This window comes from Mesorhizobium comanense (genome assembly GCF_005503535.1).
GTDB lineage: Bacteria > Pseudomonadota > Alphaproteobacteria > Rhizobiales > Rhizobiaceae > Mesorhizobium > Mesorhizobium comanense.
Genome location: NZ_SCNN01000042.1, coordinates 1 through 26244, shown reverse-complemented (window position 1 = coordinate 26244; position 26244 = coordinate 1). Strand labels below are relative to the sequence as shown.

The following is a 26244-nucleotide window of genomic DNA, read 5'->3' as shown; positions in this document are numbered from 1 at the left end:
CTGCAAAAGTCGCCATAACCGCAATCATGCGAAAGCTTCTCGTCCTTGCAAACGCGCTCATCAGGGACGACCGTATATGGGCTCCAGAAATTCCTTGACCAAGACGGATACTCTATGGCCGCACCTACATGCCGCGAAAATTCAAGATCGGCTTCGTCATTCCGCCGATCAACGACATTGACGTCTACGCGCAGGATCTGGGCTTCATCGCCATTGCTGCCAACGGCAAGCTTGAAGGCTTCAACATTGCCATTGGCGGCGGCATGGGCCGCACCGACCAGGCGCCAAAAACCTATCCGAGGCTGGCCGACGTGATCGGCTTCGCCGACGTCGACAAGGTGCTGCAGGTCTGCGACGCGGTCATGCAGGTGCAACGCGATTATGGCGACCGGGTCGATCGTGGCCGCGCACGCTTCAAATACACAATCGACGACAAGGGCCTCGACTGGATCAAGGCCGAGATCGAGGCAAGGCTCGGCTTTTCGCTGGCGGCAGCTCGGTCGTACGAATTCATATCGAACGGTGACCCGATTGGATGGACGCGTGGAGAGGACGGGCGCGAGCACTGCACCCTCTTCATCGAGAACGGCCGTGTCATCGGCACTGTCATGGATGGCCTGCGCGTAATCGCCCGCATTCACGAGGGCACGTTCCGCATCACGCCGAACCAGAACCTGATCATCGCCGATATCGCGCCTGAGGTCCGGCCTGGCATCGAACGTCTCATGAAGAAATTTGGGCTCGACCGTCTAAACGGGGCAAGTGGGTTGCGCCTGAATTCGATGGCGTGCGTAGCGCTGCCGACCTGCGGTCTCGCCATGGCCGAAAGCGAGCGCTATCTGCCCGACCTCATCGATCGGATCGACACGATCCTGGCCACACATGGCCTGACGGACGAGCCGATCACCGTTCGCATGACCGGCTGCCCCAATGGCTGCGCGCGTCCCTACATCGCTGAGATCGCCCTGACCGGCCGCGGGCCTAGCAAGTACAACCTCTACCTCGGTGGCGGCTTTCACGGTCAGCGGCTGAACAAGATGGTTCTCGAGAACGTCGGCGAAGCCGCCATTCTCGACATGCTGAGGAAGGTGATCGCGCACTTTGCGCGGGATCGGCAGTCGCACGAGCGTTTCGGCGATTTCGCCATCCGCGCCGGCTATGTCGCGGAGGTCAAGGAAGGCCGGCATTTCAACGACTGACGCTTCAAGATCAAACAGGAAGGACGAAATCATGTCATTGCAACTGGGCCAGAGTGCTCCGGACTTCGAGCAGCAAAGCACGCAGGGAAAAATCCGCTTCCACGAATGGCTCGGCAATTCGTGGGGTATCTTCTTCAGCCACCCGAAGAATTTCACACCGGTCTGCACCACCGAACTGGCGGAAGTCGCCCGTCTCAAGCCGGAATGGGACAAACGTGGCGTCAAGCCGCTCGGCCTCTCGGTCGACGACGTGGAGGCACACAATCTTTGGGAGAAGGACATCGAGGAAACGCAAGGGCACGCACTCAATTTTCCGATGCTTGCCGACACCGACAAGAAGGTCGCCAACCTCTACGGCATGATCCACGCCGAGACTGATCCGAATGTGACGGTGCGTGCGGTGTATGTCATCGACCCAAATAAGAAGATCCGCCTCAGCCTGACCTATCCACCAAGTGCGGGCCGCAATTTTTCCGAAATCCTGCGCGCTATCGACAGTCTGCAGCTCACGGATACCCAGAAGGTCTCGACTCCGGTGAACTGGGAGCCGGGCCAGCCGGTGATCATTTCGCCAAGTCTCACCAACGAGCAGGCGAAGGAGCGATTCCCCCAGGGTTGGAAGGAGCTGCGGCCTTATCTGCGCATGGTCCAACTGCTGAACTGATTCCCGACCACCTTGGCTCGTCTAGTGCGAGATAGTCGTCATGACAAAGCCCAAAGATCCACGGACCATTGCAGCGGCAAACGGCATTGCTGCCGACCGTGGCTTCGGTGCGGTCACGCCGCCGGTTTATCTTTCGAGCACCTTCGCTTTTCCGGGCTATGACGAGGCGGGGCGCTACGAATATACGCGAGCCGGCAATCCGAGCCGCGACATGCTGGCCGACACGCTGGCCAGGCTCGAAGGTGGCGCCGGCGCAGTCGTCACCTCCTCCGGCATGGCGGCGGTCGACCTGCTGCTTGGGCAATTGGGACGAGACGAACTCATCGTTGCGCCGCACGATTGCTATGGCGGCACCTACCGTCTGCTCTCGTTGCGTCGCGACAAGGGGCATTTCGACGTCCTCTTTGTTGATCAGGGCGACGCAGCAGCGTTGTCCGCAACGTTGTCAAAGAAGCCAGCTCTCGTCCTCATCGAGACACCGAGCAACCCATTGATGCGCGTCGTCGATATCCGCTCGATCGCTTCTCAGGCAAAAGCCGTCGGCGCGAAGGTTGCCGTAGACAATACCTTCCTGTCGCCGGCTCTACAGCGGCCGATCGCGCTGGGTGCGGATTTCGTCGTCCATTCGACCACCAAATACCTGAATGGCCATTCCGATGTGGTAGGGGGCGCCATTGTCGCGGCGCAAGCGGGCGATGTGGACGCACTCGCCGAGTGGGCCAAGATCACCGGCGTGTCAGGTGCGCCTTTCGATGCCTACCTGACACTCAGAGGCCTTCGCACGCTGTTCCCGCGCATCGAGCGGCAGCAAACCAACACAGCGGCGGTCGCCGCATTCCTGCAAAGACAGGCACAAGTCAGCGCGGTCCATTATCCGGGTCTCGAATCCCATCCAGGCCATGCGATCGCCAAGGCTCAGCAAGCCGGGTTCGGAGCGATGCTGAGCTTCGAACTGGCTGGAGGCGTTGAGGCGGTTCGGCGCTTCGTTGAAGCGGTCGAAGTCATCACGCTGGCCGAGTCTCTCGGTGGCGTCGAAAGCCTTGTTGCCCATCCGGCTACCATGACCCATGCGGGAATGGGCGCCGAGGCCCGAAAGGTCGCCGGAATAAGCGACAGCCTGCTGAGGCTATCGGTCGGCCTCGAGGCGGAGACTGATCTGATCGCCGACCTTGAGCTAGCGCTTTCCAAAGCCGCTGGTTAGGAGGGGGCCGATCTGATGGGAGCAGAGGTGGTCAAAAAAACGGCGCTATCGACATCGTCGCTGGTTACTATAGCGTGACGACGGCCTGAAGACGAGCCCTGTCCACTGTCGTGGCTACGGCGCAGTTGGATTCATGAGGCAAGCTCGTTTTCGTTTGGAGAGACGAGTGATGGACCTCGATCCTGCATTCCTGTCGCGACTGCAATTCGCCTGGGTCATCGGCTGGCACATCCTGTTGCCGGCCATCACCGTGGGATTGGCCGCGTATATCGCGATGCTGGAAGGCCTCAATTTTTTCACCGGGAAGGACATCTATCTCCGCATCTCGACGTTCTGGATCAAGATATTCTCGATTGCTTTTGGCATGGGCGTCGTCACCGGGGTCGTCATGCCTTTCCAGTTCGGTACGAACTGGAGCCGCTTTTCCGACGCGACCGCCAATGTGCTTTCCCCGCTTTTCGCCTATGAGGGCCTGACGGCGTTTTTCCTGGAGGCGGCCTTCCTCGGCGTCCTTCTTTTCGGACGGCAACTGGTGCCGCGCTGGGCGCATTTCGTTGCAGCGCTAATGGTGGCGCTCGGCACTTTGCTGTCTTCCTTCTGGATCCTGTCAGCCAACAGCTGGATGCAGACGCCGGCCGGCTACGAGATCATCGATGGCCGTTTCTTCCCGACGGACTGGTTCAAGGTGGTCTTCAATCCTTCCTTCCCCTATCGGCTGGCGCATACCGTCGTCGCGTTCTTCGTCACGACAGGCTTCGTCGTCATGGGCGTCGGCGCCTATTTGATGCGTCGCGGGCGGTCCGTTGAGGAAGGCCGAACGATGCTGTCGATGACGCTCTGGCTGCTGACCGTGCTGGTCCCGCTGCAGATGTTCATCGGCGACCAGCACGGTCTGAATACCCGCGACCACCAGCCGGCCAAGCTAGCCGCGATTGAAGCGCGCTGGGAAACTGCCCGACAGGTGCCGCTTACCCTTTTCGCCATTCCGGATGACAAAGCCGAGCGCAACCTCTTTGCCATAGATCTTCCGTGGCTTGGCAGCCTCGTTCTCACCCATGAGCTTGACGGCGAGGTTAAGGGCCTCAAGGACTTTCCGGCCGATCAGCGTCCGCCCGTCGCGATCCCCTTCTTCGCCTTCCGGGCCATGGTCGGCTGCGGCATTGTTATGCTTGGCCTCGTCCTTGTCGGCGGATGGCTTCGCTGGCGCGGCCGGCTGGACGCCTCGCCGGCCTTTCTCGCGATCACCCAGATCGCGGCGCCCATCGGCTTCGTGGCGGTCATCGCAGGTTGGATCACCACCGAGGTCGGACGTCAGCCCTGGACAGTATACGGCCTTCTGCGCACGGCGGACTCAGTGACACCTTCATTGACGGGCTTTGATGTGATGCTCTCGCTGATCGGCTACGCAGCGGTCTATCTCATCATCTATCCTGCAGGCCTCTTTCTCATGCTGCGTATTGTGCGCAAAGGCCCGGCAATTGCTGCCGAGATAGATGTGGAGATCGAGGGAGGACGGCCCGGGGCGCCGGTCCGCGCCGGAGCCGTCGAACTTCGAGAGGGAGAAGTGCGATGAGCCAGGTCCTCGATTTCGTGCCAATCTGGACGCTGATCCTCGGCATGGCGGTGTTCTTCTACGTGCTGCTGGATGGCTTCGATCTTGGCGTCGGCATGCTTTACGGCTTCGCGCCCGACACTGCATCCCGCAACACGATCATGAACTCGATCGCGCCGATCTGGGACGGCAACGAGACCTGGCTGGTGCTGGGCGGCCTCGGGCTTCTGGCGGCGTTTCCGCTTGCCTTCGCCATCATCATCCCGGCGGTGTATTTTCCGGTCCTGGTCATGCTGCTGGCGCTGGTGTTCCGCGGCGTGGCGTTCGAGTTCCGGTTCCGCGACGCTGAGCACAAGACCTTCTGGGATCATGGTTTCTGCTATGGCTCGGCTGTCGCCACCTTTGCTCAAGGGGTCGTGCTTGGCGCCTTCATCCAGGGTTTTGAGGTCACTGGCAGACAGTTTTCCGGCGGTTCCTTCGATTTTCTGACGCCATTCTCGCTATTGACAGGTTTCGCCCTTTTGTTCGGCTATAGCCTTCTGGGCGCCGGCTGGCTGATCCTCAAGACCGAGGGGGAGGTGCAGGCGGCGGCGCGCCGCCACGGCCGCATGTGTCTTGTCGGCGTCCTCGTCGGTATTGGCGTGGTCAGCATCTGGACCCCGTTCATGAGCCAGGCCATCGCCGCGCGCTGGTTCGCCTGGCCCAACATTCTGTATTTGGCACCGGTACCTGTCGCGACAGCGGCCGTCGCCTTCTTCACCTGGCGGGTACTGGGCAGTGCAAGTGAGACGAAGCCTTTCGTCGGCGCCATCGGCCTCTTTGTGCTTTCCTATGTCGGGATCGCCATCAGCCTCTTCCCGATGATCGTTCCCTACCATTTCACGCTTTGGGAATCGGCCTCTTCAGAACGCACCCAGGCTTTCCTGCTCGTCGGCACTCTTGTGTTGTTGCCCGTGATCCTGATGTACACTGGCTGGTCGTATTGGGTGTTCCGCGGCAAAGTTCGCGCTGACGTTGGTTACCATTGAATAGGTTTTCGAACGCTGACCGACACAGTTGCTCTCATATTTACATGGTATCTAACTGGCTCGTGCAAGAAGCTGCGTGTCGCGACGAGCCAATGCCAATGAAGTCGACCTGTTCGGATCACTCGTCGCCACGACGCAGCAAGCGTCTCAGCATCGGTTCTATCCGCGAAAGCTCGTCGAGATGCGCAACCGAAAGGTCGGCCAGGTGGTCGTCGGCACGCACCGTTAACTGCAGCAGAACACGACGCTGGTCGTCCTTGTCCTGATCCCGTGCGACCAGCCCTGCCTCGCCAAGGCGATTGACCAATTCGACGGCGCTGTGGTGGCGGATGCGCAGGCGCTCTTACGCGGCTCTCAATCGCGATACGGTATTGTGTATGCTTGAGAGACTTTCAAACGGCCTACTGACCGGGTTACCGCCGACGAATGGAGGACCTTGGAGGCCGAGCGAGGAATCCGCCGCACAATCTGTGATCTCATTCAACCAAAATATGCGCCTCCCGGGCAGCTTCGACAAAAACTTCTCTTGCAACATCGGCGGAAACGCCACCGTTTATGGCCTGTCGGCAAGCTCTCAACGCGGACCGATGTTTTTGACTTCCTGCATCGCGCCAATTGCCCCCAAGCAAATCTATCGCTTGTTGAGCGTTCAAGAGATTGCGAATGTCTCCACCAATGCCGGTGGTGACTGACACCGGCTTAGAAAACCACGCTTCGTACATGATGGAACCTCAGATAAATCGTGCTGAACAAAACGCACGTGTCGACGAACGGTTTCATAGAACAGCTATCACCGTTGTGTGAGTAGGTGTGAACGGGATCGCCCCAGACAAATTGCATTGTCTCACGCCAATCATCTCGGAATCATACCAAACGGCGATCTCCGCTACCCTTCCTAAATGGCGCTAACGACCTTCTCGATGCGCCACGCGGCCGCAGACGTGACACCGATCACGCCCGCGCCCATAGCGTTAGCCTGCTAAGCAGCCGACGGTCCGGGATCGTCGAATCCGCTTGAATCGGTCATGAACATCGTCTTGGCTGCCCGCAGGAGAATGTTTCCTGAACCATGCACGGTTCCGGGAGCGGGCTGGAGTGTTGCTTGCCCGCCTTCCGCCACTTGACCGAGCTTGGCCTTTTCTAGAAGGGAGGCCTCGGGCTGATAAACCACATTTTCTGCCGATATCGTTTCTTCGCTTCCGTCCGCTCTCGCGAACGTCATCCTCTCGCCTTCGGCCAAGCCCAGAAGAGCGAGTCCGCGTGGATTGGTGATCGACAGAACCGACCCGACTAGGCCGCGCATCTCGTCATGGGTAACGATGCGCGTTTCTGCCGGAGCATCGTTCACCCTGTAAGTGACCCGGCTGCTAAGTGTCACAACGTTTGCCGGGATATCCTCTCGGAACGTCACGATGGCGGCCGACAGCTTGCGCTGGAGGATCGGGACCAAAGGATCGTCACGCCCAAGGCGGCGGTCGAGCATGACTTCGAGGATGGTGTAGTCTTTTGTAGTGAGGCGAAAGATCTGATCGTTGGACATGACATATCTCCATGTCGGCCGCTGGGGCCGACGAAAAAGCGTTCTCCGTTCTGTGATTTGTTTACGAGCTGCCCCTGATCCATGCACCGCAAGCGGCCACAGGAGGGGCTACTCTCCCGCGATCGGGCTGCCCGCCTGGTTCAGCCGATTGAAGAGACTCGGAAGTGTTATGTCGACTTTGCCGACTGAGCTTCGTCTGCCGTCGCCGCTTTGCGTTGGCCGCTGGCTTCGCCGACGCTGTTCTACTTGGGTGTCATCACCACCAACGGGTGGCGGCGTCCATCGACGTGTTGCTTGAGCCGAAGGGAAGCTGGAATGGGAGGCAGCGCTAATGACAAGCCTTGGCTTGCTCTTGGATTCAATTTTTTTGGCCATTTCAAACTCGCTAAAAGCCGGGCCGTGCTTCCCTCTGGAAGCAGGCACTCAGGTCGATGCCGGAATCTCGCGGCAGTTAATCTCGGCAGGCTAAGCTGACCGGAATATGTTTGGGAAAAAACGCTCGCCCCTCGACTCAAAGAAAAGCCGAGCCGGGGGTTAGGATCCCACGATGGGGCAATCCCGGATGTAAAAGAGCAATTTCACGGCGGCATTCATGGTTGCATCTTTCCCGAGCTTCTGACGGAAGTCAAGAGGCCAACAGAAAATAGAAATGACATCGTCTTGTTTGAGAGCGAACTTAACAAGTTTCCATATAGGGCGAATTCGAAGAGCGCCCTATATGGATGACAAAATTAAGGTTATTTCTTTCCTATGAGTTGCCCGACTCTGAGAGACTGTTGAGATATCGCGGATATTTCAGCTGGCTGTTCTCTTATTTTCTTCGGTTTGCGTATTTCTCGATTGCCATTTTTCTTTGACATTGGATTCCTGCCTTGAAGCGAAGGTCACATCAACCTCCTCCCGCCCGGTCTCGCGCGAGAACAAGCCGTGTGACATTCGCAATCAGATTCCACCTTGACGCATTGCGATCAGGCGAAACCAGTTGGATTGGTGATGTCGAGGGGGGTGAACTCCCTGGCCCGCTTGTCGCTTCGGCGACAATCCGGACCAGGGCTAGTGGCCTACGAGGAGGCCCAACCGAAAAGTCGGCAAATAGGGGAGCGAACTTTGCATGCCTCTATCTTAGTCATAGAATGGTCAAAGTCAAATATGGTTTTGCAAAGAACACTTTTTGTCGCAGGGCAGTTTCTGCCCTTGCTTTGGTCGCCTTAATGTCTAGATTCGATGGCATGTGCATGAAGACATTCATCATGATTTCGAGGCTCGCCGGGGATGCATATGCTTTCTCCCGGGGCAGCTTGATGATGAACTGACAGCCGCACAGTACTCCGCTCCGGGAACACTCACCAAAATCATCGCGGTGCAGTTCTATTTGCGTATCGCTTGGCGAGCGCCCGTCGGAGCCCATCATGTTCACCCCGTTTTTGGCCATCGTGTGCCAGACCTGTCAACGTAACCTGCCGAAGGCCGCACGCCGCTGTCCATGGTGTGCCAGCCGGGGCCTTGTTCAATACAGCTGCCATACACGCCCTCAGAAGGGTTTTCGGCGGCGTCGACGCGTCGCTCTCGAAAAGACCGGGTTGTAACGTGTCAGCGATTGAGAAAGCTGCCATCCCCGGAAAGCTAGAGTCGTTCCAGGGGTCAGGCATTCGCCGTCAGTACGGTGCCATCGCATGGCGCCGGTCCAGGAGTGGTGAGCTCAAGATTCTCCTGATCACCTCGCGAGCGAGGGGGCGGTGGATCGTACCCAAAGGCTGGCCCATCAAAGGCGAGACCCCGGCAAAGGTCGCCGCACTGGAGGCATTCGAAGAAGGAGGAGTATTCGGAGATGCTCTTTCGGAACCGATCGGGGCCTACGACTACCTGAAAATCCTTCGCGACGGTTCGACAGCCTTATGCCGTGTTGTTCTGTTCGGCATCGAAGTCCGGGGCACACTCGTCAACTGGCCCGAGCGGTCCCAGCGCAAGCGGAGTTGGTTCACGGTCTCCGAGGCGGGACGGACTGTTTCGGACTCCCAGCTCGCGCGAGTTCTAAGGTCTTTGGAGGCGAACTGCACTGTTTGTGTCGACGATTGCAAATGCGGACGTCTCCCTTGGCCGACGCGGCCCGCGAAAAAGAAGACGGTCCCCGCAGATCCAAGCCTTGAATCCTTTCCAGTCACGTCTCCCACGTGACGCCAACCATGATGGACAAGCATATGAAAATCGAATCCTGGCCTGTGCACGCACGAATTTCCGGTCCCATCGTAATGATTGGCTTCGGCTCCATCGGCAAAGGAATGCTGCCGTTGATCGAGCGCCATTTTGAGTTTGACCGGTCCCGCCTTGTGGTGATCGATCCCGATGATACCGACCGCCACCTCCTCGATGAGCGGGGGATCAGGTTCGTCCATGCGGCGGTCACACCAGATGGCTACCGCGAGCTTCTCACGCCTCTGCTGACAGCCGGCGGCGGCCAGGGATTCTGCGTCAACGTCTCGGTCGATATATCGTCGCGTGACATCATGGAGCTCTGCAGAGAGATCGGTGCGCTCTATATCGACACCGTCGCTGAACCTTGGGCGGGCTTCTACTTCGACAACAGCGTCGGGCCTGAGGCTCGCACCAACTACGCCCTGCGCGAAGTCATCCTCGAAGCACAACGTCGGAACCCGGGTGGCACGACTGCCGTGTCGTGCTGCGGGGCCAATCCCGGAATGGTCTCGTGGCTTGTGAAGCAAGCATTGCTTACCCTCGCAAGCGACATCGGAATAGAACTTGAAGAGCCGAAATCTCGAGAGCAATGGGCGATCTTGATGCATCGCGTCGGCGTGAAGGGCATGCATATTGCCGAGCGGGACACGCAGCGCGCCCTATCGCCAAAGCCTGTCGGCGTGTTCGTCAACACCTGGTCCGTCGAAGGCTTCGTGTCCGAGGGCCTGCAACCCGCCGAACTTGGGTGGGGTACCCATGAAAGATGGATGCCAGCCAACGGCCGCACCCATGACAAAGGCTCTCAGGCCGCGATCTATTTGCTTCAGCCGGGCGCCAATACGCGTGTCCGCTCGTGGACGCCTACAGCACAGGCGCAGCACGCCTTCCTGGTCACCCACAACGAGTCCATTACGATTGCCGACTATTTTACCGTTCACGATGATGACGGAAAGGTCGCCTATCGGCCGACCTGCCACTACGCCTATCATCCTTGCGGCGACGCGGTGCTGTCGCTGCACGAAATGTTCGGCAAGGCAGGCAAGGCTCAGGACAAGTTCCACATCCTTGACGAGAGCGAGATCGTCGACGGCATAGATGAACTTGGCGTGCTTCTCTACGGGCATTCAAGAAACGCGTTTTGGTACGGTTCGCAGCTCTCGATTGAAGAGACACGCCAGCTTGTGCCCCATCACAATGCTACTGGGCTTCAGGTCACCTCGGCTGTGCTCGCAGGCATGGTCTGGGCGCTTGAAAACCCCGAGGCTGGCATCGTGGAGGTTGAAGACCTGGACTTCCGGCGCTGCCTGGAGATCCAGAAGCCCTATCTTGGCTCCCTCGTGGGTGTCTATACGGACTGGACGCCTCTGGATGGCCGGCCTGGGCTCTTCCCGGAGGAGATCGACACATCCGATCCGTGGCAGTTCCGGAATGTGCTGGTTTCCTGACTGACTGGCGCCGGGCAGGGCAGCGGCGCACGGCGTTTCTGCTCCCGGGTTCTCTTCCGGCGCGGAAGCGGACGGTCTTCTCTTCCAACTCGAAACGCCAGGCATGGCAATAAGGAAATTGATCTGATGGATCTCACCACACGCCTTGTAATCGCGATCGGGCTCGGCGCGCTTCTCATCGGCGCGTTCATCCTTATTTAGCCGATTTTCGGCGCTCCAAGTCACAGCCACTTCGGTTCGTCCACCTGGTTCCACTAGCGGCCGCCAGCGCTTCAAACGCGCGACCGAGGCGGTATCGCTTGCACGGGCGCACAACAGTCTGAAGAGCCTCGCTATTGGGGAATTCCAATTGGTCGTGCGACACCAGCCACGATTTCATCGACCGCGCAGTGGAGGAAAGCGTGCTCCGGCTTTTCAACAACAACGGTATTTCGAAAGAGCAGTTGAAGCATAGGAAATTGCCTGCCGCAGCCGCAAAAGCGGTGATCGACCCTCCCTATGGATGCGATGAATGTCGATTCAGCCTAGGGCACGAGAGCCTTCCGTCGCTATCCCAATGTCGACATGAAGTCGGCGGCCAACAGCGCCGTGAAAGGGAATAGGCCCAAGGCGACGATCTCTGTGTACCCGAGCATCGCTTCAGCCGGCTCATGTCTAGTTGGCCAACGGGCGGCAAGTGGCGGACACTGCGGCTTTTGTCCTCATTTCCCAACCTTGTTTGCGCTGTCGCAAAGTTCACAGGCCGAAGACAGCCTAGAAGTAGCCCAGCGGGGAACGCCATCGAGAATCAGAACAGGAAGGCAAGATCATGAGATACGAAATTGTACTCGCTGTCCCATTCGCCGTATTGATGTTGGCAGGAGCGGCCCAGGCGGCCGATCACCAAATCCAGATGCTCGACAAGGGCGAGAAAGGTGCGATGGTCTTTCAGCCCGGCTTTGTCCAGGCAACGCCCGGCGACACGGTCACGTTCGTGCCAACCGACAAGGGGCATCTTGCACAAAGCATCTGGGGAATGGTTCCGGAAGGAGCAAAGACTTTCAAGGGTAAGTCGAGCGAACAGATTACCGTTAAACTCGACAAGGAAGGTGTGTACGGCGTGAAGTGCGCGGCTCACTATGGGATGGGCATGGTGGCGCTGATCGTGGTCGGCAGGCCGGTCAATCTGGCGCATGCAGCGACTGTCAAACAGTCGGGGAAGGCGAAGAAAGTGTTTGAGGTCCTGTTGGCTCAAGTTCAAGTGGGCAATTGAGGCGAAGCAAATATTATTCTGAAAAATCAACAGGACCCTACAGACGGACATCACTCCGCTATGGGTTTCTCTTTTTTGAAATGCATTAGATGGCAATTCCTCGTACACGATCGGGCGCTTATCCGGCGGTTCTGTCTTACGGTTTCCGGCCGTTCTTCCTTCTCGGCTCTCTGTATGCCGGAGCAGCCATCCTTTTCTGGCTGCCGTTGTTTTACGGCAAGCTCACAACCTCCAGCGTCTTTCTGCCCGTTGATTGGCATGTCCATGAGATGCTCTTTGGCTATCTCGCGGCAATTATGACGGGATTCCTGCTGACGGCCATCCCGAACTGGACCGGACGTCTGCCTGTGCAAGGCCTGCCCCTGCTAGCGCTCGTCCTGCTGTGGCTTGCAGGGCGGCTTGCGGTGTTCTTTTCAGCTGACACCGGCTGGCTCGTCGGAGCAGCAGTCGACTGCGCATTTCTCTTGGCGGTAGCAGCCGCCGCCGCGACCGAAATCATCGCGGGCCGAAACTGGCGAAACCTGAAGGTGCTGCTGCCGGTTGCCGTGCTTTTGGCGGCCAACGTGATGTTTCATGCCGAAGCGCACTACCAAGGCATCTCGGACATTAGCCGCCGGCTCGGCCTCGGGGCCGCTGTCGTCCTCTTAATGATTATAGGGGGACGCGTTGTTCCCAGTTTCACCCGAAATTGGTTGGCGCGCGAAAATCAGGGACGTCTGCCATCCCCGTTCAGCCATTTCGACGCAGCAACGATCGCACTGTCCGCGACCGCATTGGCGGCCTGGGCCTTCTTTCCTGAAAGCAACGTAACGGGCGCAATGCTGATCGCCGGAGCGGTCCTCAACGCCATGCGGCTTGCGCGCTGGGCTGGTGATCGCACGCTCCGCGATCCGCTGGTGCTGATCCTGCACGTAGCGTTCGTCTTTGTGCCGATCGGTTTTCTGCTGGCCGGACTTGCAGTCGTCCTACCGGAGATCGTTCCTTCCGCGGCGGGCATTCACGCGTTCAGCGTAGGTGCGGTGGCATGCATGACGCTCGCCGTCATGACCCGAGCCACCCTTGGGCATACAGGCCGCGAGTTGCGGGCGGGCATTGGCACATGCGCGGTCTTTGTCGCAATCGTGCTCGCGGCTCTCCTGCGCATCGGCGCGGCGTTCGTCCCTACTGATGCAATACTTCTCCACATATCGGCGACGTTGTGGGTGGTGGCCTTCCTCGGATACGCGGCTCTGTTTGGCGGTATGCTCGTTCAACCCAAATTACGTGCGCGGCAGCCGAACAAAGCGCCTTCCTGACGCGCGGATCAGCACCGGATCGTATCCGCATCGATCGGCAAAACGGGATGTAGAGATAGAGCAATACCGGCTCAGCTTTAGGAAGATTCATCATTCAATCGGCATAGGTGCCTAGATCCACTGCGGGCGAGAAACGCGCAGCCGTTGGCTGGTATAATAGGGAGACGGGCATCTACATATTTTCTCAGGACGGATGATTGCAACGGAATATTCTGCTCGGTTTGGAACGTCGGTTATGCTAGCCGTTCGTCGCACGGTTCGCAAAAGCCGTAGGCGAGATAGCGACCATTCCGGTTGCGGCGACAGTGGTCAACGCCGTCAATCATGCGCTGGCGCCGAACTGACAGACCTGCCACTTTCGCCGGAACGCATCCTTGCCTTCGTGGGTTGAGGTGACAATCGTGGAAACACCTGCTCTGCGTTATCGGACGCGAGCTGCAAGCTCCCCAAGGTTCTCCGTTTCGATTCGGACAGCCACGACCGACGCCTCGTTGATCCTCGCGATCGGCGAAGGCAAATATTGGATATTTGTAGCCAGCGTGATTTGCAGAATCGCCGATGCAGGATCGGGCTGAGTATGGACCTATTCTCAAGGTTCTCTTGATAGCAGGTCACCACGTTACATTTGGCGCTTCAGGCTTTCGGCTTGATTGAATGCTGGCCAGGTTTCTCGACCATTTTTGATCAGCACGGCGCTGTTTGCGTGACCTGTGGCGCGATTCTAAAGAGGAGTAGGCTAGCCCGGCGAAAAGGAAAAGCATCCAACACTGAAATAGTGATCAGCGAGCTGTCCGCTGACACATTCGTACTCCCTTCCAAGACTGGTTGAGGTGACCGTGCGAATGGCGAACAAGCGTCGATTTGGATCTACCAAAACAACAATTGCCGCGACGTTGACCTATCAGGCCGTGAAATCATCGATATCCAGTCTCCTCAAACGGTCGAACGGCTCGGTCCGGCGTACTGGCTGTACCTCGGTCGGGCCTGAACGGGCAACTGCAGGAAGGCATGATCCCTCTTTCGCCACTACTTGAACTCAACAATGTACCTCGAAAAGCCCGGCGCTGCGCCCGACCACGTTTGTCGATGATCACGGCATCAAAAGCGCTGCGCTAGTATGTCAGCGTTCTGGCCGGACAGGCCGAAATCGAGGGACGCCCATATCGAGGCAAGCGCGTCGCGCTAGTCCAGTGGGCTCGCCCCTTCTGTCGAAGAGAAAATGCTTCGCTCGCAAACAAGTTTGCGTTTGGACAAAGTCGATTGAGACAGGCCGGTTAAACTTTGGGCGCGAGTGGCCTCCGGCAAGAGGAGTCCAGTAAGGTTCCGTCGCCGGAAAGTTACAGCGAAGTTTCGACGGTTTGATGCGCTGTCCGTCAAGGAGGCGCCGCGAGGAAAAGGCTATGATAGGCACTGCGCTATCGCGCTGGACGATGTCATATTTCACCGTAGCGCTGGTCTTTCTTGTCGCTGCCCAGATGTTGATGGTCGCCGGCTACGGCTTCCCTGCGGTGGCGGCGGAGGCGCCCGAGACGCTGGTCCTCGTTCACATGGTTACGATCGGCTGGCTCAGCCTGCTGATGTGCGGCGCCCTGTTCCAGTTCGTGCCGGTGCTGATCGCGCAGCCTCTGCGCGGGGAACGGTTGGTATTGGCCGCCTTGATATGCCTTTTGACCGGGCTCGCCTTTCTTCTGGCGGGTTTCCTGCAATTGGCCGGCGTCTTCGATACCGGCATTCCTCTGCTCGCCCTGGCAGGCACGCTTCTGCCTGCCGGCTTCCTGGTCGTCTGCGGTGTGCTCGGTGGCACGCTCTGGCGCGCGAACCTGCAGCTTCCCGCTCGCTTCGTGGCCGTCGGCCTGGCATGCGTGCTCGTCACGGCCACCCTCGGCGCGCTGTTCGCGTTGCTGCTTTCGGGCTTTCTTCCTGCGCTGGCCGTGATCGACTTCCGGATGCAGGCGCTTCCTGTCCATATCGCCGTTGGACTTGGCGGATGGCTGAGCTTCACGGCGATCGGCGTCTCCTACCGGCTTTTGCCCATGTTCATGCTATCACCGGACCGGGAGCGCGCCACCAGTCGTGTGTCCTGGTGGATCGGGGTCGTCGCACTGCTGCTGACGGCCCTGGCCTCGCCAATCGCAGCCTTTCTGGAAACAGTGGGGCTCGCTGCCGCAGCCAGTGCGGCGACGGGTCTGGCGGTGGTGCTCGCGCTGGCTGCCCTCGTCCTTTACGGATTCGACCTTGCGTTCTTCTACCGCCACCGCAAGCGCCGTACCATCGAATTGAACAGCCGCGCGGCCCAGGCTGCCTTTCTGGCACTCGCCCTATCGGGGATTCTGCTCCTTGCCCTGCTCGCGACCGGAACGCTGGAACGCCATATCGGCGCACTGCTCTATCTCGTCGCCTTCGGCTGGCTAACTGGACTGGGACTTTCGCAGCTCTACAAGATCGTGCCGTTCCTGACCTGGCTGGAATGCTATGGCCCGGTCATGGGCAAGAAGCCGACCCCGCGAGTCCAGGACCTCGTCATCGAACGACGTGGCTGGATTTGGTTCGCGCTCTATTTCCTCGGCGTGATGGCTGGCACGGCAACCTTGCTCGGCGACCAGCCTGGCTTGTTTCGCGCCGCAGCCGCCGTGACGCTGCTTGCGACGCTGGCCATCGTCGCCGAGCTCGTCCTCGCGCGCCGTCTCGCCAACCTACCGGACGACAAACGCCTGCCCGAAGGCGCCTCGCGGCCACGACTTTTCCTGCCCACCCCACCTTGATGGAAAATCTACTGGAGATAGCAATGACGCTTCCCTACTACGATGTCGACGTCAGGCCGATCCTGCGCGAAGGCGGCGAACCCTTCAGTGCCATCATGGCGGCCGTCGAGGCACTCGCCCCCGGCCAGAGCCTGCGCCTGCTTGCTACCTTCAAGCCGATCCCACTGTTTCATGTCCTGGGCAATCGTGGCTTTGAACCGGCGGCGCGCGAGATCGGCAATGGAGACTGGGAGGTGATCTTCACGCCGGCAGACCAGCAGCCGGACCCTGTGGCACCAGAACCGGCGCCAGCGGTTGATGGAACCCCCGCCAGCGAGACCTGGCCTGCGCCCGTCGTCGAACTGGACAATCGCGATCTCGAGCCTCCTGAGCCGCTGGTGCGGACGCTGGAAGGGGTCGAGGCGTTATCGCCCGGACAAACGCTTGTCGCACTGCTGCCGCGAGAGCCGATTTTCCTTCTCGAGGAACTGCAGGCGCGCGGCCATCTCTGGCGCGGAGCCTTCGAGCCCGACGGACATTATCGCGTCGTGATCCGGCGCGGCTGAGCGAATGACGCCGGCTTCGCGCGGGGGTTTGTCAATGCGCAAGGAGCCGCCGCAGTCCATGGCTTTAAGGTTGACCGACTTTGGGAGCGGATGACGACTATGGCATCTTTGATTGATGACGATATGACCATGGACCAGATCATGCGCAGATGGCCGATGACCATCCGCGTGGTCATTCGCAGCGGCATGCTGTGCGTTGGTTGTCCAATTGCTTCCTTCCATACGGTTTCTGACGCCGCCCGCGAGCACGGATTGGATGAAGATTCGTTGCGCAGCGATCTGGAGGCCGCCGCTGCCGCCTCTGGCGGTGCGGCGGCGCCTATGTCTTCTGCGCCCGGCCTTCGGCCAGCATGAGCAGGCGATGCGGCTCCACGACAGTCACTTTCTGGCGGCCGCTTCTGACCAGTCCCTTTCCTTCCCAGGCGCTCATCAGGCGGCTAACCGTGTGCAGCGTCGTTCCCGTCATCTCGGCGATGTCCTGGCGGGAAATCGGAAAGTCGATCATGAGACCTTCCTCCGTCTTTCTTCCGGTCTGGTTCACCAGCTTGAGGAGGGCATGGGCCACTCTCCGGTCGACGTGCTCGGTTGACATTTCGACCACACGCGTGTGGGCATCCTGCAGCCTGTTGCCGACGGTCTGGTAGGTGCTGGCACCAAAGCTTGGATAGGCGGAGGCGAATTCCGACCACAGGCTGCTAGGCCACGCCAGCACTACACAGTCGACCGCGGCGATGGCGCTGGCTGGATAGGTCGTGCGGCCAAGAGCCGTGGCTATGCCCATCAGTTCGCCAGGACCGATGTAGCGCACGGTGACCTCGCCGCCCTCTGCCGTACTCTTGACGACGCGGATATGGCCATCCAACAACAGGAAGAAGGAATGGGCATCCCCCTCCTGCTCGAAGACTGCCCGGTTCCTTGCGATGCGGAGCGAGCGGGCCTGGCTTACCATGCGATCGAGTTCAGCCGAGGTCAGGCCCTGGAACGCCGACAGGCTGGCTATCAGCGAGCGGTCAAGACGACTCATCTTTATTTTCCGGCTTGTGCCATGTTTTGAGCTCCAAGCAGCATGTCACGCGAAAGCCTTTTGCCGCAAGTCATTCCTGCTGCGGCCTAATAACCGCAACCGAGTTCGCCGCGATGTTGAGCGGCACTCGGCCAGTCACGATAGGGTAACGGCTAGCTAGGTGCCTCGTGCGCGGGATCGCAATCTGCATTCCTCTATGGGTGGCGACACGCACACAAAAAGCCGCCGCCGGATAAGCCGGCGGCGGCCCAACTCTGGCGGGTTCGGCTCAGTTGCCTGCCGGAACCTTCGAAAACAGATCGGCAAACACGGCTTTCGCCTTGCCGGGCTGCTTGACTGTCTTGGCCTGTTCCAGGTTCACAGGCTTGCCGACGACGATCAGTGCCACCATGCCCATGCCGTAGTGCGGGACGCATTTGACGCCGTAGACGCCTTCCTTGTCGACCGTCACAGTGATCGGCTTGCTGATCTCGCCCTTGAAGGGCTGCGCCCCGTCCGGGATCATGCCGTCGATGCTGGCCGCGTCATGGCCCTTGTCGGTCGGGACGAAAGTCACCGTGTCGCCGGGGGCTGCTTCGACGTAATTCGGCTGGAAGACCATGACGCCGTGCTCGCCCTTGTTGAGCAGCTGCACTTGATGGTCGGCGGCTTGGGCGACGTTTGAGGCGACAAGAGCCGCGAACGCTGCCGCTGCGATGGTTGCATATTTCATGTTCTTTCCTTTTCTGTAGGGACTCAACGTTGCGTCGCTTCCTACCGCGGTCCCGGAAGGTCCACTTTGTTGCAGCGCAAACTGTCGTAAGATTGTTGTTTCATTTTTCGATGGGCGATCGAGGACGAGCTTGAACGACGCCACGACGCGTTGCGCCAACTGACGCAGACGCGCCCGGGGGATCGGCGATGATCTCGGCTCGCCCGGCAAGCCGTGGTCTGGAGGTAAAATGATTTGACATTGTGAGTGACGACCCGACGGAGACCCTCAGGCTCCGGCCTTTGTCCCTGCAAGAGCCCGCACGACAGCCAGGCGCTTGACGGCGATGGTGGCAAGGGCTTGCGCCCGATCCCGGGCTGTCTGCGAAGGCAGGTGCTCGCCGGCGTCGATATAGTAATCAGCCAACCATTCGCAGAGCGCATCCAGGGATCTCGGCGGCGGCGATCCAGCGTGCGGGGGATCCTCGAGAGGATCCGATGCGAGATCAAGGGAGAGCATGCGCGCCTCAAGGGCGAGATCACGGTATTCGCTTCGATCCTCGTTCCTGTCGGCATATTCCTCAAGGCGCTGGCAGACCTCCATTTCCAGGCTGGGCAGATCGTGGGCTTCCCGGACTGTCGGCCCCATACGCCGATCCTTGAAAAAGGCTTTCCGCCGTTCGCGCCGCAGTGTTTTCGCGTGCTCAAGCTCTTCGCGCGCCATTTGCTCGGCGGCCTCGCGAATTTCCGACGACGCGCCATGGGCTGCAATATAGGACCAGAAGGCGAAAGCGCGCTCCTCGTTTCGGACAGCGATCGCAAAAGAACGGTAGGCGTCCACAAGTTCGGGCGAGACAAGCCCTATTGCCTCATCGTCGAACACGTCCTGCGGCACGGCGTCGGCCGGCAGGACTTCTCGCGGCTGTCGGCTGATCTGGCGCGACCAACTCACAACCATATCGATATGCCGGGTCTCCTCCCGCACGAGACGATCGAATACATCGGCCAATTCCAGCCGGCCGGCCGAGCGCATGCGCTCGGCAAGGGCCGCGTAACGGTCGGCGGACTCCTTCTCCATCGCCAGCGCAACGGCAATTAGCTCGTCCATCGATTGGATTGACGTCGGTTCGGATGTCAGACGGGACATGGGACAGTTTCTCTCGCTTAAGCGCTTAGTCCTACAGCCTCCCTCAGTGCATTTGTTTGCGTTTGATCAAAGAACCATCCGGCAAAACCACCGATATGTGCGTCCTGAGACCGGTTCCGCCCGAAGCGGCCGGGAGAGGACGCGCATGCCGACACCCACATCGATGTACAGGACCGACCGAGCGGCATCGCGCCAAGTCGGCGCCGGAGCGCGACGCGCGCTGACATTCCTGCTGGCTGCGTTCACGCTGCTCGCCCTTTCCGCGCTTCAGAGCCGTGCCGACGAAAGCCTGCAACACTTTATGTCCGGCACGCGGCCGGGCGAGTTGATCCAAGGCGCCGACGCCTACGGCGACCTGATGGGAAGCCCGCCATTGGCGCCGCTTCTGTCCGGCGGCAAGCCGGTCGGCTACGCCTATCTCAACACCGATTTCTCCAGCGCCGTAGGCTATTCAGGCAAGCCGATTCGCATCCTTGTCGGCATCGACCCCAAGGGCGTCATCCGCGGCATCAAGCTGGTCGAGCACAAGGAGCCCATCGTCCTCATAGGCATCCCGCAGGAAAAGGTCGTCGCGGCGCTCAATTCGCTGATCGGCAAGGACCTTGGCCGAGTCGCTGCTGGTCAGGAACAGCTGCCGCAGGTGGACATCGTCAGCGGCGCGACCGTCACCGTCTTGGTGATGAGCGACAGCGTCGTGCGCTCGGCCGTGAAGTTGATCCGCAGTGGCCGTCTGGCGGAAACCGGAACGTTGGCCGCCGGCGCGCCAGTCACCCCGGCGAAAACAGTGGATGCGACCGTTTCTGAAGTCCACGACTGGAATACCCTGCTTGGCGACGGCTCGGTGCGCAGCCTGCGCCTGACTGTGGGCGAGGTGACCAAGGCCTTCGCCGATTCCGGCCATCCGGAGGCCGCCGCGCGACCGGAGACGGGCAATCCGGACGATCGCTTCATCGATCTCTATATTGCGCCAGTCAGCGTGCCCAGCATCGGCCGCAGCCTCCTGGGCGATACCGCCTATGAGCGACTGCAGAAGTCGCTCAGGCCCGGCCAGCAGGCGATCGTGGTGGCCGGAGACGGCGCATATTCCTTCAAGGGCTCCGGCTATGTGCGCGGCGGCATCTTCGATCGCATCGAGCTATTGCAGGACGGGCAAGGGGTGCGCTTTCGCGACCGCAACCATACGCGTCTCGGCGACATCGCAACCAAGGGCGCGCCGCACCTGCGTGAGATTGCGCTGTTCACGGTGCCGGACGAGTTTTCGCTCGATCTTTCCGAGCCGTGGGAGCTGCAACTGCTCGTCCAGCGCAGCTACGGCGCTCGCGACAAGGCGACCTTGCCCTTCGAACTCGGTTACACCTTGCCCGATCGCTACCTGAAGGCGACGGTGCCAACGCCGGCAGCACAGGCCACTCAGCAACCGCAAGCGGCCGCACCCGGACCGGCGGCTGGCGCGCAGGCGGCACCCGAGACCACCGGACAGGGCTCCGCGAACGAAGAGCCCCTGTGGGTGAAGATCTGGAAGCTGAACACCGTCAAGATCGGCATCACCGTCGTCGCCCTGCTGGTGCTCACAGCCATCTTCTTCTTCCAGAACTGGCTGGTGCGTCGGCCACGCCTGTTCGCCTGGGTGCGGCGCGGCTACCTTCTGTTCACGCTGGTCTGGCTCGGCTGGTACGCGAACGCCCAGCTTTCCGTCGTCAACGTGCTGACTTTCGTCAATTCGCTCCTGAGCGGTTTCAGCTGGGAGTTCTTCCTCACCGCGCCGCTCATCTTCATCCTTTGGGCGGCGGTGGCCGGGGGCCTGCTGTTCTGGGGCAGGGGGCCTTTCTGTGGCTGGCTGTGCCCATTCGGCGCGCTGCAGGAACTGACCAACAACCTCGCGCAATGGCTGAAAGTCCCGCAGGTCAAGCTGCCCTTCGGCCTGCACGAACGCCTGTGGCCGATCAAGTACGTGATCTTCCTCGGCCTGTTCGGTCTGTCGCTTTATTCCGTGTCGCTGGCGGAGACCTACGCCGAGGTCGAGCCGTTCAAGACGGCGATCATCCTGAAGTTCGCGCGCGGCTGGCCTTTCGTCGTCTTCGCGCTGGCGCTGCTGGGAGCCGGCCTCTTCATCGAGCGTTTCTACTGCCGGTACCTGTGCCCGCTGGGCGCGGCCCTCGCCATCCCCGGCCGAATCCGCATGTTCGAATGGCTGAAGCGCTATCCCGAATGCGGGTCGCCATGCCAGCGCTGCGCCAAGGAATGCCCCGTCGAGGCAATTCATCCCGAAGGCCAGATCAATGTCAACGAATGCATTTACTGCATGCATTGCCAGGAACTCTACCACGACGACCACCGCTGTCCGCACATGATCCAGGTGCGGCTGAAGCGGGAGAAGTTTGAGGCGTTGTCCTCCCCCACAACGCGGGCCCCCGCCAAGCCGGGCAAGGGGCCGGCAAGCCCGCCGGTCATCACGCACAAGGGATTGCCGATAAAAGTTCCCGAAAACGACACAAATCCAACAGGCTGACAGGCCAACCAAAAGGAGAAGGACATGTCGCAGGAAAACCAGGACAAAAAGACGATCCTCAGCAGGCGCCAATTGCTGGGTACGACGGCCGCGCTCGCTGCGGCGGGGGCTGCCGGCGTCGGCGGGGGACTGGCGCTGGACGGAAGCGTGGTGTCGCGGGCGGCAGCCAGCGAGAAGGGCGGGCAGGAATTCGAGGTCAAGCCCGGCGAGCTGGATGAGTACTACGTGTTCTTCTCCAGCGGCCAGACGGGGGAAGTCCGTATCATGGGCGCGCCCTCGATGCGCGAAATGATGCGCATCCCTGTCTTCAACCGCTGCAGCGCCACCGGCTGGGGCCTGACCAACGAGAGCCGCAAGATACTGACAGAGGGTCTGCTGCCGGAGACCGTCGAGTTCCTCAAGGACCGCGGCGGCATCTACCTCAACGGCGATCTGCACCACCCCCACCCCTCGCAAACGGACGGCACCTACGACGGCCGCTACTTGTTCGTGAACGACAAGGCCAACACGCGCGTCGCCCGCATCCGGCTCGACGTTATGAAGTGCGACAAGATCATCCAGCTGCCGAACCAGCATACGGTGCACGGCTTGCGCGTGCAGAAATATCCCAGGACCGGCTACGTGTTCTGCAATGGCGAGGACCGCGTGCCGATCCCCAATGACGGCAAGATCCTGGACGACAGCAAGCAGTACCATTCCATTTTCAGTGCCGTGGACGGCGACACAATGAAGGTCGTCTGGCAGGTGATGGTGGACGGCAACCTCGACAATGTCGACGCCGACTACCAGGGCAAGTACGCCTTCTCCACCTGTTACAATTCCGAGGAGGGCGTCAACCTCGAGCAGACGATGGCGAAGGAGCAGGACTGGATCGTGATCTTCAACCTGAAGCGCATCGAGGACGCGGTGAAGAGCGGCGACTACAAGGAAATGGGAGGGGTGCCAGTCATCGACGGGCGACACGGCTCGCCCTACACCCGCTACGTGCCGGTGGCGAACAGCCCGCACGGCATCAACACCGCGCCAGACGGCATCCATGTGGTGGCCAACGGCAAGCTGTCGCCAACGGTGACGGTGTTCGACGTGCGCAAGTTCGATGACCTTTTCGACGACAAGATCAAGCCGCGCGACACGGTGGTGGCCGAACCGGAACTGGGGCTCGGGCCGTTGCACACGGCCTATGATGGTCGGGGCAACGCCTACACCACGCTGTTCATCGACAGCCAGATCTGCAAGTGGAACATCGAGGACGCCAAGCGCTCCTTCGCTGGCGAGAAAGTCGACCCGATCCGCCAGAAACTTGACGTTCACTATCAGCCTGGCCACAACCATACCTCCATGGGTCAGACCAAGGAAGCGGACGGCAAGTGGCTGATCTCACTGAACAAGTTCTCCAAGGACCGTTACCTGAACGTCGGCCCGCTGAAGCCGGAGAATGACCAGCTCGTTGACATTTCCGGTGACCAGATGGTGCTGGTGCATGACAGTCCGAGCTTCGCCGAGCCGCACGACGCGACCCTCGTCCACCGCTCGAAGATCAACCCGATCAGCATCTGGGACCGGGCCGATCCGTTCTTCGAGGAGGCGATCAAGCAGGCAAAGGCCGACGGCATCGACCTGATGGTGGACAGCGAGGTGATCCGCGACGGCAACAAGGTGCGCGTTTACATGACGTCCTCGGCGCCGGCCTTCGGGCTGGAGAGCTTCAGCGTCAAGCAGGGCGACGAGGTCACGGTCTACGTGACCAACATCGACGAGGTGGAGGACCTCACCCACGGCTTCGCCATCATCAACTACGGCATCAACATGGAGGTGGCCCCCCACGCCACGGCATCGGTGACGTTCAAGGCAAGCAAGCCCGGCGTCTACTGGTACTACTGCTCATGGTTCTGCCATGCCATGCACATGGAGATGCAGGGCCGCATGTTCGTAGAGCCACAAGGCGCCTAGGACATGCGCATCGTGCACCTGGCAGTGATGGGAATGGCGGCGTTTCTCGCCGCCATTCCCGGCTACGCGGCCACCGCGGCCGAGATTGCGGTGCCGGCGGGTGCTGCGCCCATGCAGGCGGCGGTAGACGCCGCCGCGCCCGGCGACGTGCTGCGTCTTGCGCCGGGCGAGCATCGCGGGCCGGTCATCATCGCCAAACCGCTGACGTTGCAGGGCGACCCGGGCGCGTCACTGAAGGGCAACGGACAGGGCAGCGTCGTGACCGTGCTGGCGCCAGATGCGGCTGTGCGCGGTCTTGAGATCGAAGGCTCCGGCATGGACCTCGACGCCATGGATGCAGGCGTGTTCGCCACCGAGAGCGCGACGCGCGCGCAGATCGAGAACAATTCCCTCGTCGGCAACCTCTACGGCATCTATTTGCACGGGGCGCGCGACGCGGTGGCGCGCAACAATCGCATCGAGGGCCTGCGCGAGGGGCGCACCAGCCGGTCCGGCAGCGGCGTCTCGGTGTGGAACGCGCCGGGGGCGAAGGTCATCGGCAATGACATCCACTTCGGCCGCGACGGCATCTTCGCCAATGCCAGCAGGAACAACGAATTCAGGGGCAACGCCTTCGCCAACCTGCGTTTCGGCGTCCACTACATGTACACCAACGACAGCGTGATCGCCGACAACGTATCGACCGGCAACATTGTCGGCTATGCAATCATGTATTCCAACGGCCTGAAGGTCACCGGCAATGTGTCTGACGGTGATCGCGACAACGGCCTCCTGTTCAACTACGCCAATGGTTCCGAGATCAGCGGCAACGTCGTGCGCGGCGGCCCGCAGCCGGCCGGCCGTTGGACCAGCAACGGGCAACGCTTCGTCGCGGATCAGGACCTGCCAGCCGCCGATAGCGCGGCGCCGGTCCTCGCTACGCCCTCGGGCATGCGGATCGGCCCGGAAAAATGTGTCTTCATCTACAATGCCAACAAGAACCGCTTCAGTGGCAACCTCTTTGAGGGTTGCGAGATCGGCGTGCACTTTACGGCAGGTTCCGAGGGCAATGCCATGGCCGGCAACGCCTTCGTGCGCAACCGCAATCAGGTCAAATATGTCGGGACCCGCTCGCTAGATTGGTCGAGCGGCGGCCGTGGCAACTACTGGAGCGACAACCCGGCCTTCGACCTCGACGGCGACGGGATCGCCGACAAGCCCTACCGGCCGAACGACATGATTGACAGGGTTCTGTGGCAGACGCCGGCGGCGAAGGTGCTGGTCAACAGCCCAGCCGTGCAGGTGATCCGCTGGGCGCAGGCGCGCTTCCCGGGGGTGTTTCCCGGCGGCGTGATGGACAGCCATCCGCTGATGTATCCCGACAGCATCGAGAAAAGGGGAAAGCCATGAGCTCCAACATCGAGCTCGACGCAGTCGCACGGCATTATGGCTCAGTCAGGGCTGTCGACGGCGTCTCCTTTGCTGCCGACGCAGGCGAGGTCATCGCCCTCGTAGGCCACAACGGCGCGGGCAAGACCACGCTCATCAAGCTCATGCTCGGGCTTGCGCGGCCCACCTCCGGCTCGGTCACCGTGCTCGGGCAGGATCCGGCCGACGGAGACGTGACCGTTCGCCGACGGCTGGGCTATCTGCCCGAAAACGTCTCCTTCAATCCGGCCCTCACGGGTCGCGAGACGCTGCGCTTCTACGTCCAGCTCAAGGGCGGCCGGCCAAAGGAAGCTGACGCGTTGCTGGAGCGAATCGGCCTTGCCGATGCCGCCGACCGACGCATCGGCACGTATTCCAAGGGAATGCGCCAGCGGCTGGGACTGGCGCAGGCGATGATCGGCAGGCCGGCGGTGCTTTTGCTGGACGAGCCGACCACCGGGCTCGATCCTGAACTGCGCCAGCAGTTCTATGGGATCGTGCGCGAGATGCAGGCGGCAGGGACGACGGTGCTTCTGTCTTCCCATGCGCTGAACGAGCTGGAAGGCAATGCCGGCCGGGTCGTTATCCTCAACGAAGGCCGAAAGATCGCCGACGGCTCGCTTGACGAATTGCGCCGGATCGCACGACTGCCGACGAGGATCCGCCTCACGGCTGCCGAGGGCGGCGCGCGGCGGCTGAGGGAATGGATGGGAGAGCCGAAAGGCCTCAGAGCCTGAATCAAAAAGAATGGTTTGATATCAAGCTCTTGCGAGCCTGCGTGTGAGCAGGCGAATGTGGGCGACGTATATCCAGGCTTCTGCAGAAGCGATGGATTTCTCCC

The 26244-nt window shown here is 60.6% G+C and carries 20 protein-coding genes and 3 pseudogenes; 16 read left to right on the top strand and 7 right to left on the bottom strand.

Annotation, left to right across the window (positions count from 1 at the left end; translation table 11 throughout):
• Positions 1 to 113 precede the first annotated feature (113 nt).
• The 5 genes and pseudogenes from FFS37_RS34150 to cydB all read left to right on the top strand — a co-directional run.
• Positions 114 to 1199 (top strand): annotated as a pseudogene (locus tag FFS37_RS34150) (NADPH-dependent assimilatory sulfite reductase hemoprotein subunit); the annotation flags it as partial.
• 31 nt (positions 1200 to 1230) lie between these two features.
• On the top strand, positions 1231 to 1863 hold the full coding sequence (locus FFS37_RS34145) for a peroxiredoxin (protein ID WP_137935315.1): 633 nt from the start codon (positions 1231 to 1233) through the stop codon (positions 1861 to 1863).
• A 40-nt stretch (positions 1864 to 1903) separates the two neighbouring features.
• Positions 1904 to 3064: a cystathionine gamma-synthase gene (gene metB, locus FFS37_RS34140; RefSeq protein WP_137935314.1), complete on the top strand. Its 1161-nt coding sequence runs from the start codon at positions 1904 to 1906 to the stop codon at positions 3062 to 3064.
• Positions 3065 to 3233: 169 nt separating this feature from the next.
• On the top strand, positions 3234 to 4637 hold the full coding sequence (locus FFS37_RS34135) for a cytochrome ubiquinol oxidase subunit I (protein ID WP_137935313.1): 1404 nt from the start codon (positions 3234 to 3236) through the stop codon (positions 4635 to 4637).
• On the top strand, positions 4634 to 5644 hold the full coding sequence (gene cydB, locus FFS37_RS34130; RefSeq protein WP_137935312.1) for a cytochrome d ubiquinol oxidase subunit II: 1011 nt from the start codon (positions 4634 to 4636) through the stop codon (positions 5642 to 5644). The genes FFS37_RS34135 and cydB overlap by 4 nt, the downstream gene beginning before the upstream one ends.
• Before the next feature lie 118 nt (positions 5645 to 5762).
• On the opposite strand, the pseudogene FFS37_RS34125 reads toward cydB, so the two are convergent.
• The 4 genes and pseudogenes from FFS37_RS34125 to FFS37_RS35940 all read right to left on the bottom strand — a co-directional run.
• Positions 5763 to 5987, bottom strand: a pseudogene (locus FFS37_RS34125) (MarR family transcriptional regulator); the annotation flags it as partial.
• A 133-nt stretch (positions 5988 to 6120) separates the two neighbouring features.
• Entirely contained in the window at positions 6121 to 6366 is a 246-nt protein-coding gene (locus FFS37_RS34120; protein ID WP_082582554.1) for a DUF982 domain-containing protein, read from the bottom strand.
• A 257-nt stretch (positions 6367 to 6623) separates the two neighbouring features.
• On the bottom strand, positions 6624 to 7184 hold the full coding sequence (locus FFS37_RS34115) for a GreA/GreB family elongation factor (protein WP_137935311.1): 561 nt from the start codon (positions 7182 to 7184) through the stop codon (positions 6624 to 6626).
• Between the two features lie 1126 nt (positions 7185 to 8310).
• Positions 8311 to 8616 carry a hypothetical protein gene (locus FFS37_RS35940; RefSeq protein ID WP_171026542.1) on the bottom strand — a complete coding sequence of 102 codons (306 nt, stop codon included), beginning with the start codon at positions 8614 to 8616 and terminating at the stop codon, positions 8311 to 8313.
• A gap of 56 nt (positions 8617 to 8672) precedes the next feature.
• Between FFS37_RS35940 and FFS37_RS36695 the strand changes: the two genes are divergently transcribed.
• The 7 genes from FFS37_RS36695 (at position 8673) to FFS37_RS34080 (ending at position 17030) form a co-directional block, all read left to right on the top strand.
• Positions 8673 to 9359 (top strand): NUDIX hydrolase, encoded by a 687-nt coding sequence (locus tag FFS37_RS36695; RefSeq protein WP_408631472.1) that lies wholly within the window; start codon positions 8673 to 8675, stop codon positions 9357 to 9359.
• Positions 9360 to 9382: 23 nt separating this feature from the next.
• Entirely contained in the window at positions 9383 to 10822 is a 1440-nt protein-coding gene (locus tag FFS37_RS34105; RefSeq protein WP_137935309.1) for a homospermidine synthase, read from the top strand.
• 808 nt (positions 10823 to 11630) lie between these two features.
• Positions 11631 to 12074: a pseudoazurin gene (locus FFS37_RS34100; protein ID WP_171026540.1), complete on the top strand. Its 444-nt coding sequence runs from the start codon at positions 11631 to 11633 to the stop codon at positions 12072 to 12074.
• Positions 12075 to 12163: 89 nt separating this feature from the next.
• Complete coding sequence (locus FFS37_RS34095; protein ID WP_137935308.1) at positions 12164 to 13369, top strand: NnrS family protein; 1206 nt, start codon at positions 12164 to 12166, stop codon at positions 13367 to 13369.
• Between the two features lie 1400 nt (positions 13370 to 14769).
• The gene (locus FFS37_RS34090; protein ID WP_137935307.1) at positions 14770 to 16131 is read left to right on the top strand and encodes a hypothetical protein; all 1362 of its coding nucleotides are present in this window, start codon (positions 14770 to 14772) and stop codon (positions 16129 to 16131) included.
• Between the two features lie 23 nt (positions 16132 to 16154).
• Positions 16155 to 16676 carry a DUF2249 domain-containing protein gene (locus tag FFS37_RS34085; protein WP_137935306.1) on the top strand — a complete coding sequence of 174 codons (522 nt, stop codon included), beginning with the start codon at positions 16155 to 16157 and terminating at the stop codon, positions 16674 to 16676.
• A gap of 99 nt (positions 16677 to 16775) precedes the next feature.
• Positions 16776 to 17030 (top strand): DUF1858 domain-containing protein, encoded by a 255-nt coding sequence (locus tag FFS37_RS34080; protein ID WP_137935305.1) that lies wholly within the window; start codon positions 16776 to 16778, stop codon positions 17028 to 17030.
• Here the strand turns inward: FFS37_RS34080 and FFS37_RS34075 are convergent.
• The 3 genes from FFS37_RS34075 to FFS37_RS34065 form a co-directional block, all read right to left on the bottom strand.
• Positions 16996 to 17700, bottom strand: coding sequence for a Crp/Fnr family transcriptional regulator (locus FFS37_RS34075; RefSeq protein WP_137935304.1), 705 nt, complete (start codon positions 17698 to 17700; stop codon positions 16996 to 16998). The genes FFS37_RS34080 and FFS37_RS34075 overlap by 35 nt on opposite strands.
• 268 nt (positions 17701 to 17968) lie before the next feature.
• On the bottom strand, positions 17969 to 18412 hold the full coding sequence (locus tag FFS37_RS34070) for a pseudoazurin (RefSeq protein WP_137935303.1): 444 nt from the start codon (positions 18410 to 18412) through the stop codon (positions 17969 to 17971).
• A gap of 267 nt (positions 18413 to 18679) precedes the next feature.
• Entirely contained in the window at positions 18680 to 19537 is an 858-nt protein-coding gene (locus FFS37_RS34065; RefSeq protein WP_137935302.1) for a ferritin family protein, read from the bottom strand.
• A 163-nt stretch (positions 19538 to 19700) separates the two neighbouring features.
• Here FFS37_RS34065 and FFS37_RS34060 point away from each other — a divergent pair, with 163 nt between their 5' ends.
• The 4 genes and pseudogenes from FFS37_RS34060 to FFS37_RS34045 form a co-directional block, all read left to right on the top strand.
• The gene (locus FFS37_RS34060; protein ID WP_137935318.1) at positions 19701 to 22046 is read left to right on the top strand and encodes a NosR/NirI family protein; all 2346 of its coding nucleotides are present in this window, start codon (positions 19701 to 19703) and stop codon (positions 22044 to 22046) included.
• A gap of 24 nt (positions 22047 to 22070) precedes the next feature.
• On the top strand, positions 22071 to 23996 hold the full coding sequence (gene nosZ / locus FFS37_RS34055) for a TAT-dependent nitrous-oxide reductase (RefSeq protein ID WP_137935301.1): 1926 nt from the start codon (positions 22071 to 22073) through the stop codon (positions 23994 to 23996).
• 3 nt (positions 23997 to 23999) lie between these two features.
• Positions 24000 to 25385, top strand: coding sequence for a nitrous oxide reductase family maturation protein NosD (locus FFS37_RS34050; protein WP_171026539.1), 1386 nt, complete (start codon positions 24000 to 24002; stop codon positions 25383 to 25385).
• Positions 25382 to 26071: pseudogene (locus FFS37_RS34045) on the top strand (ABC transporter ATP-binding protein); the annotation flags it as partial. The gene FFS37_RS34050 and the pseudogene FFS37_RS34045, both read left to right, overlap by 4 nt.
• Between the last annotated feature and the right edge of the window lie 173 nt (positions 26072 to 26244).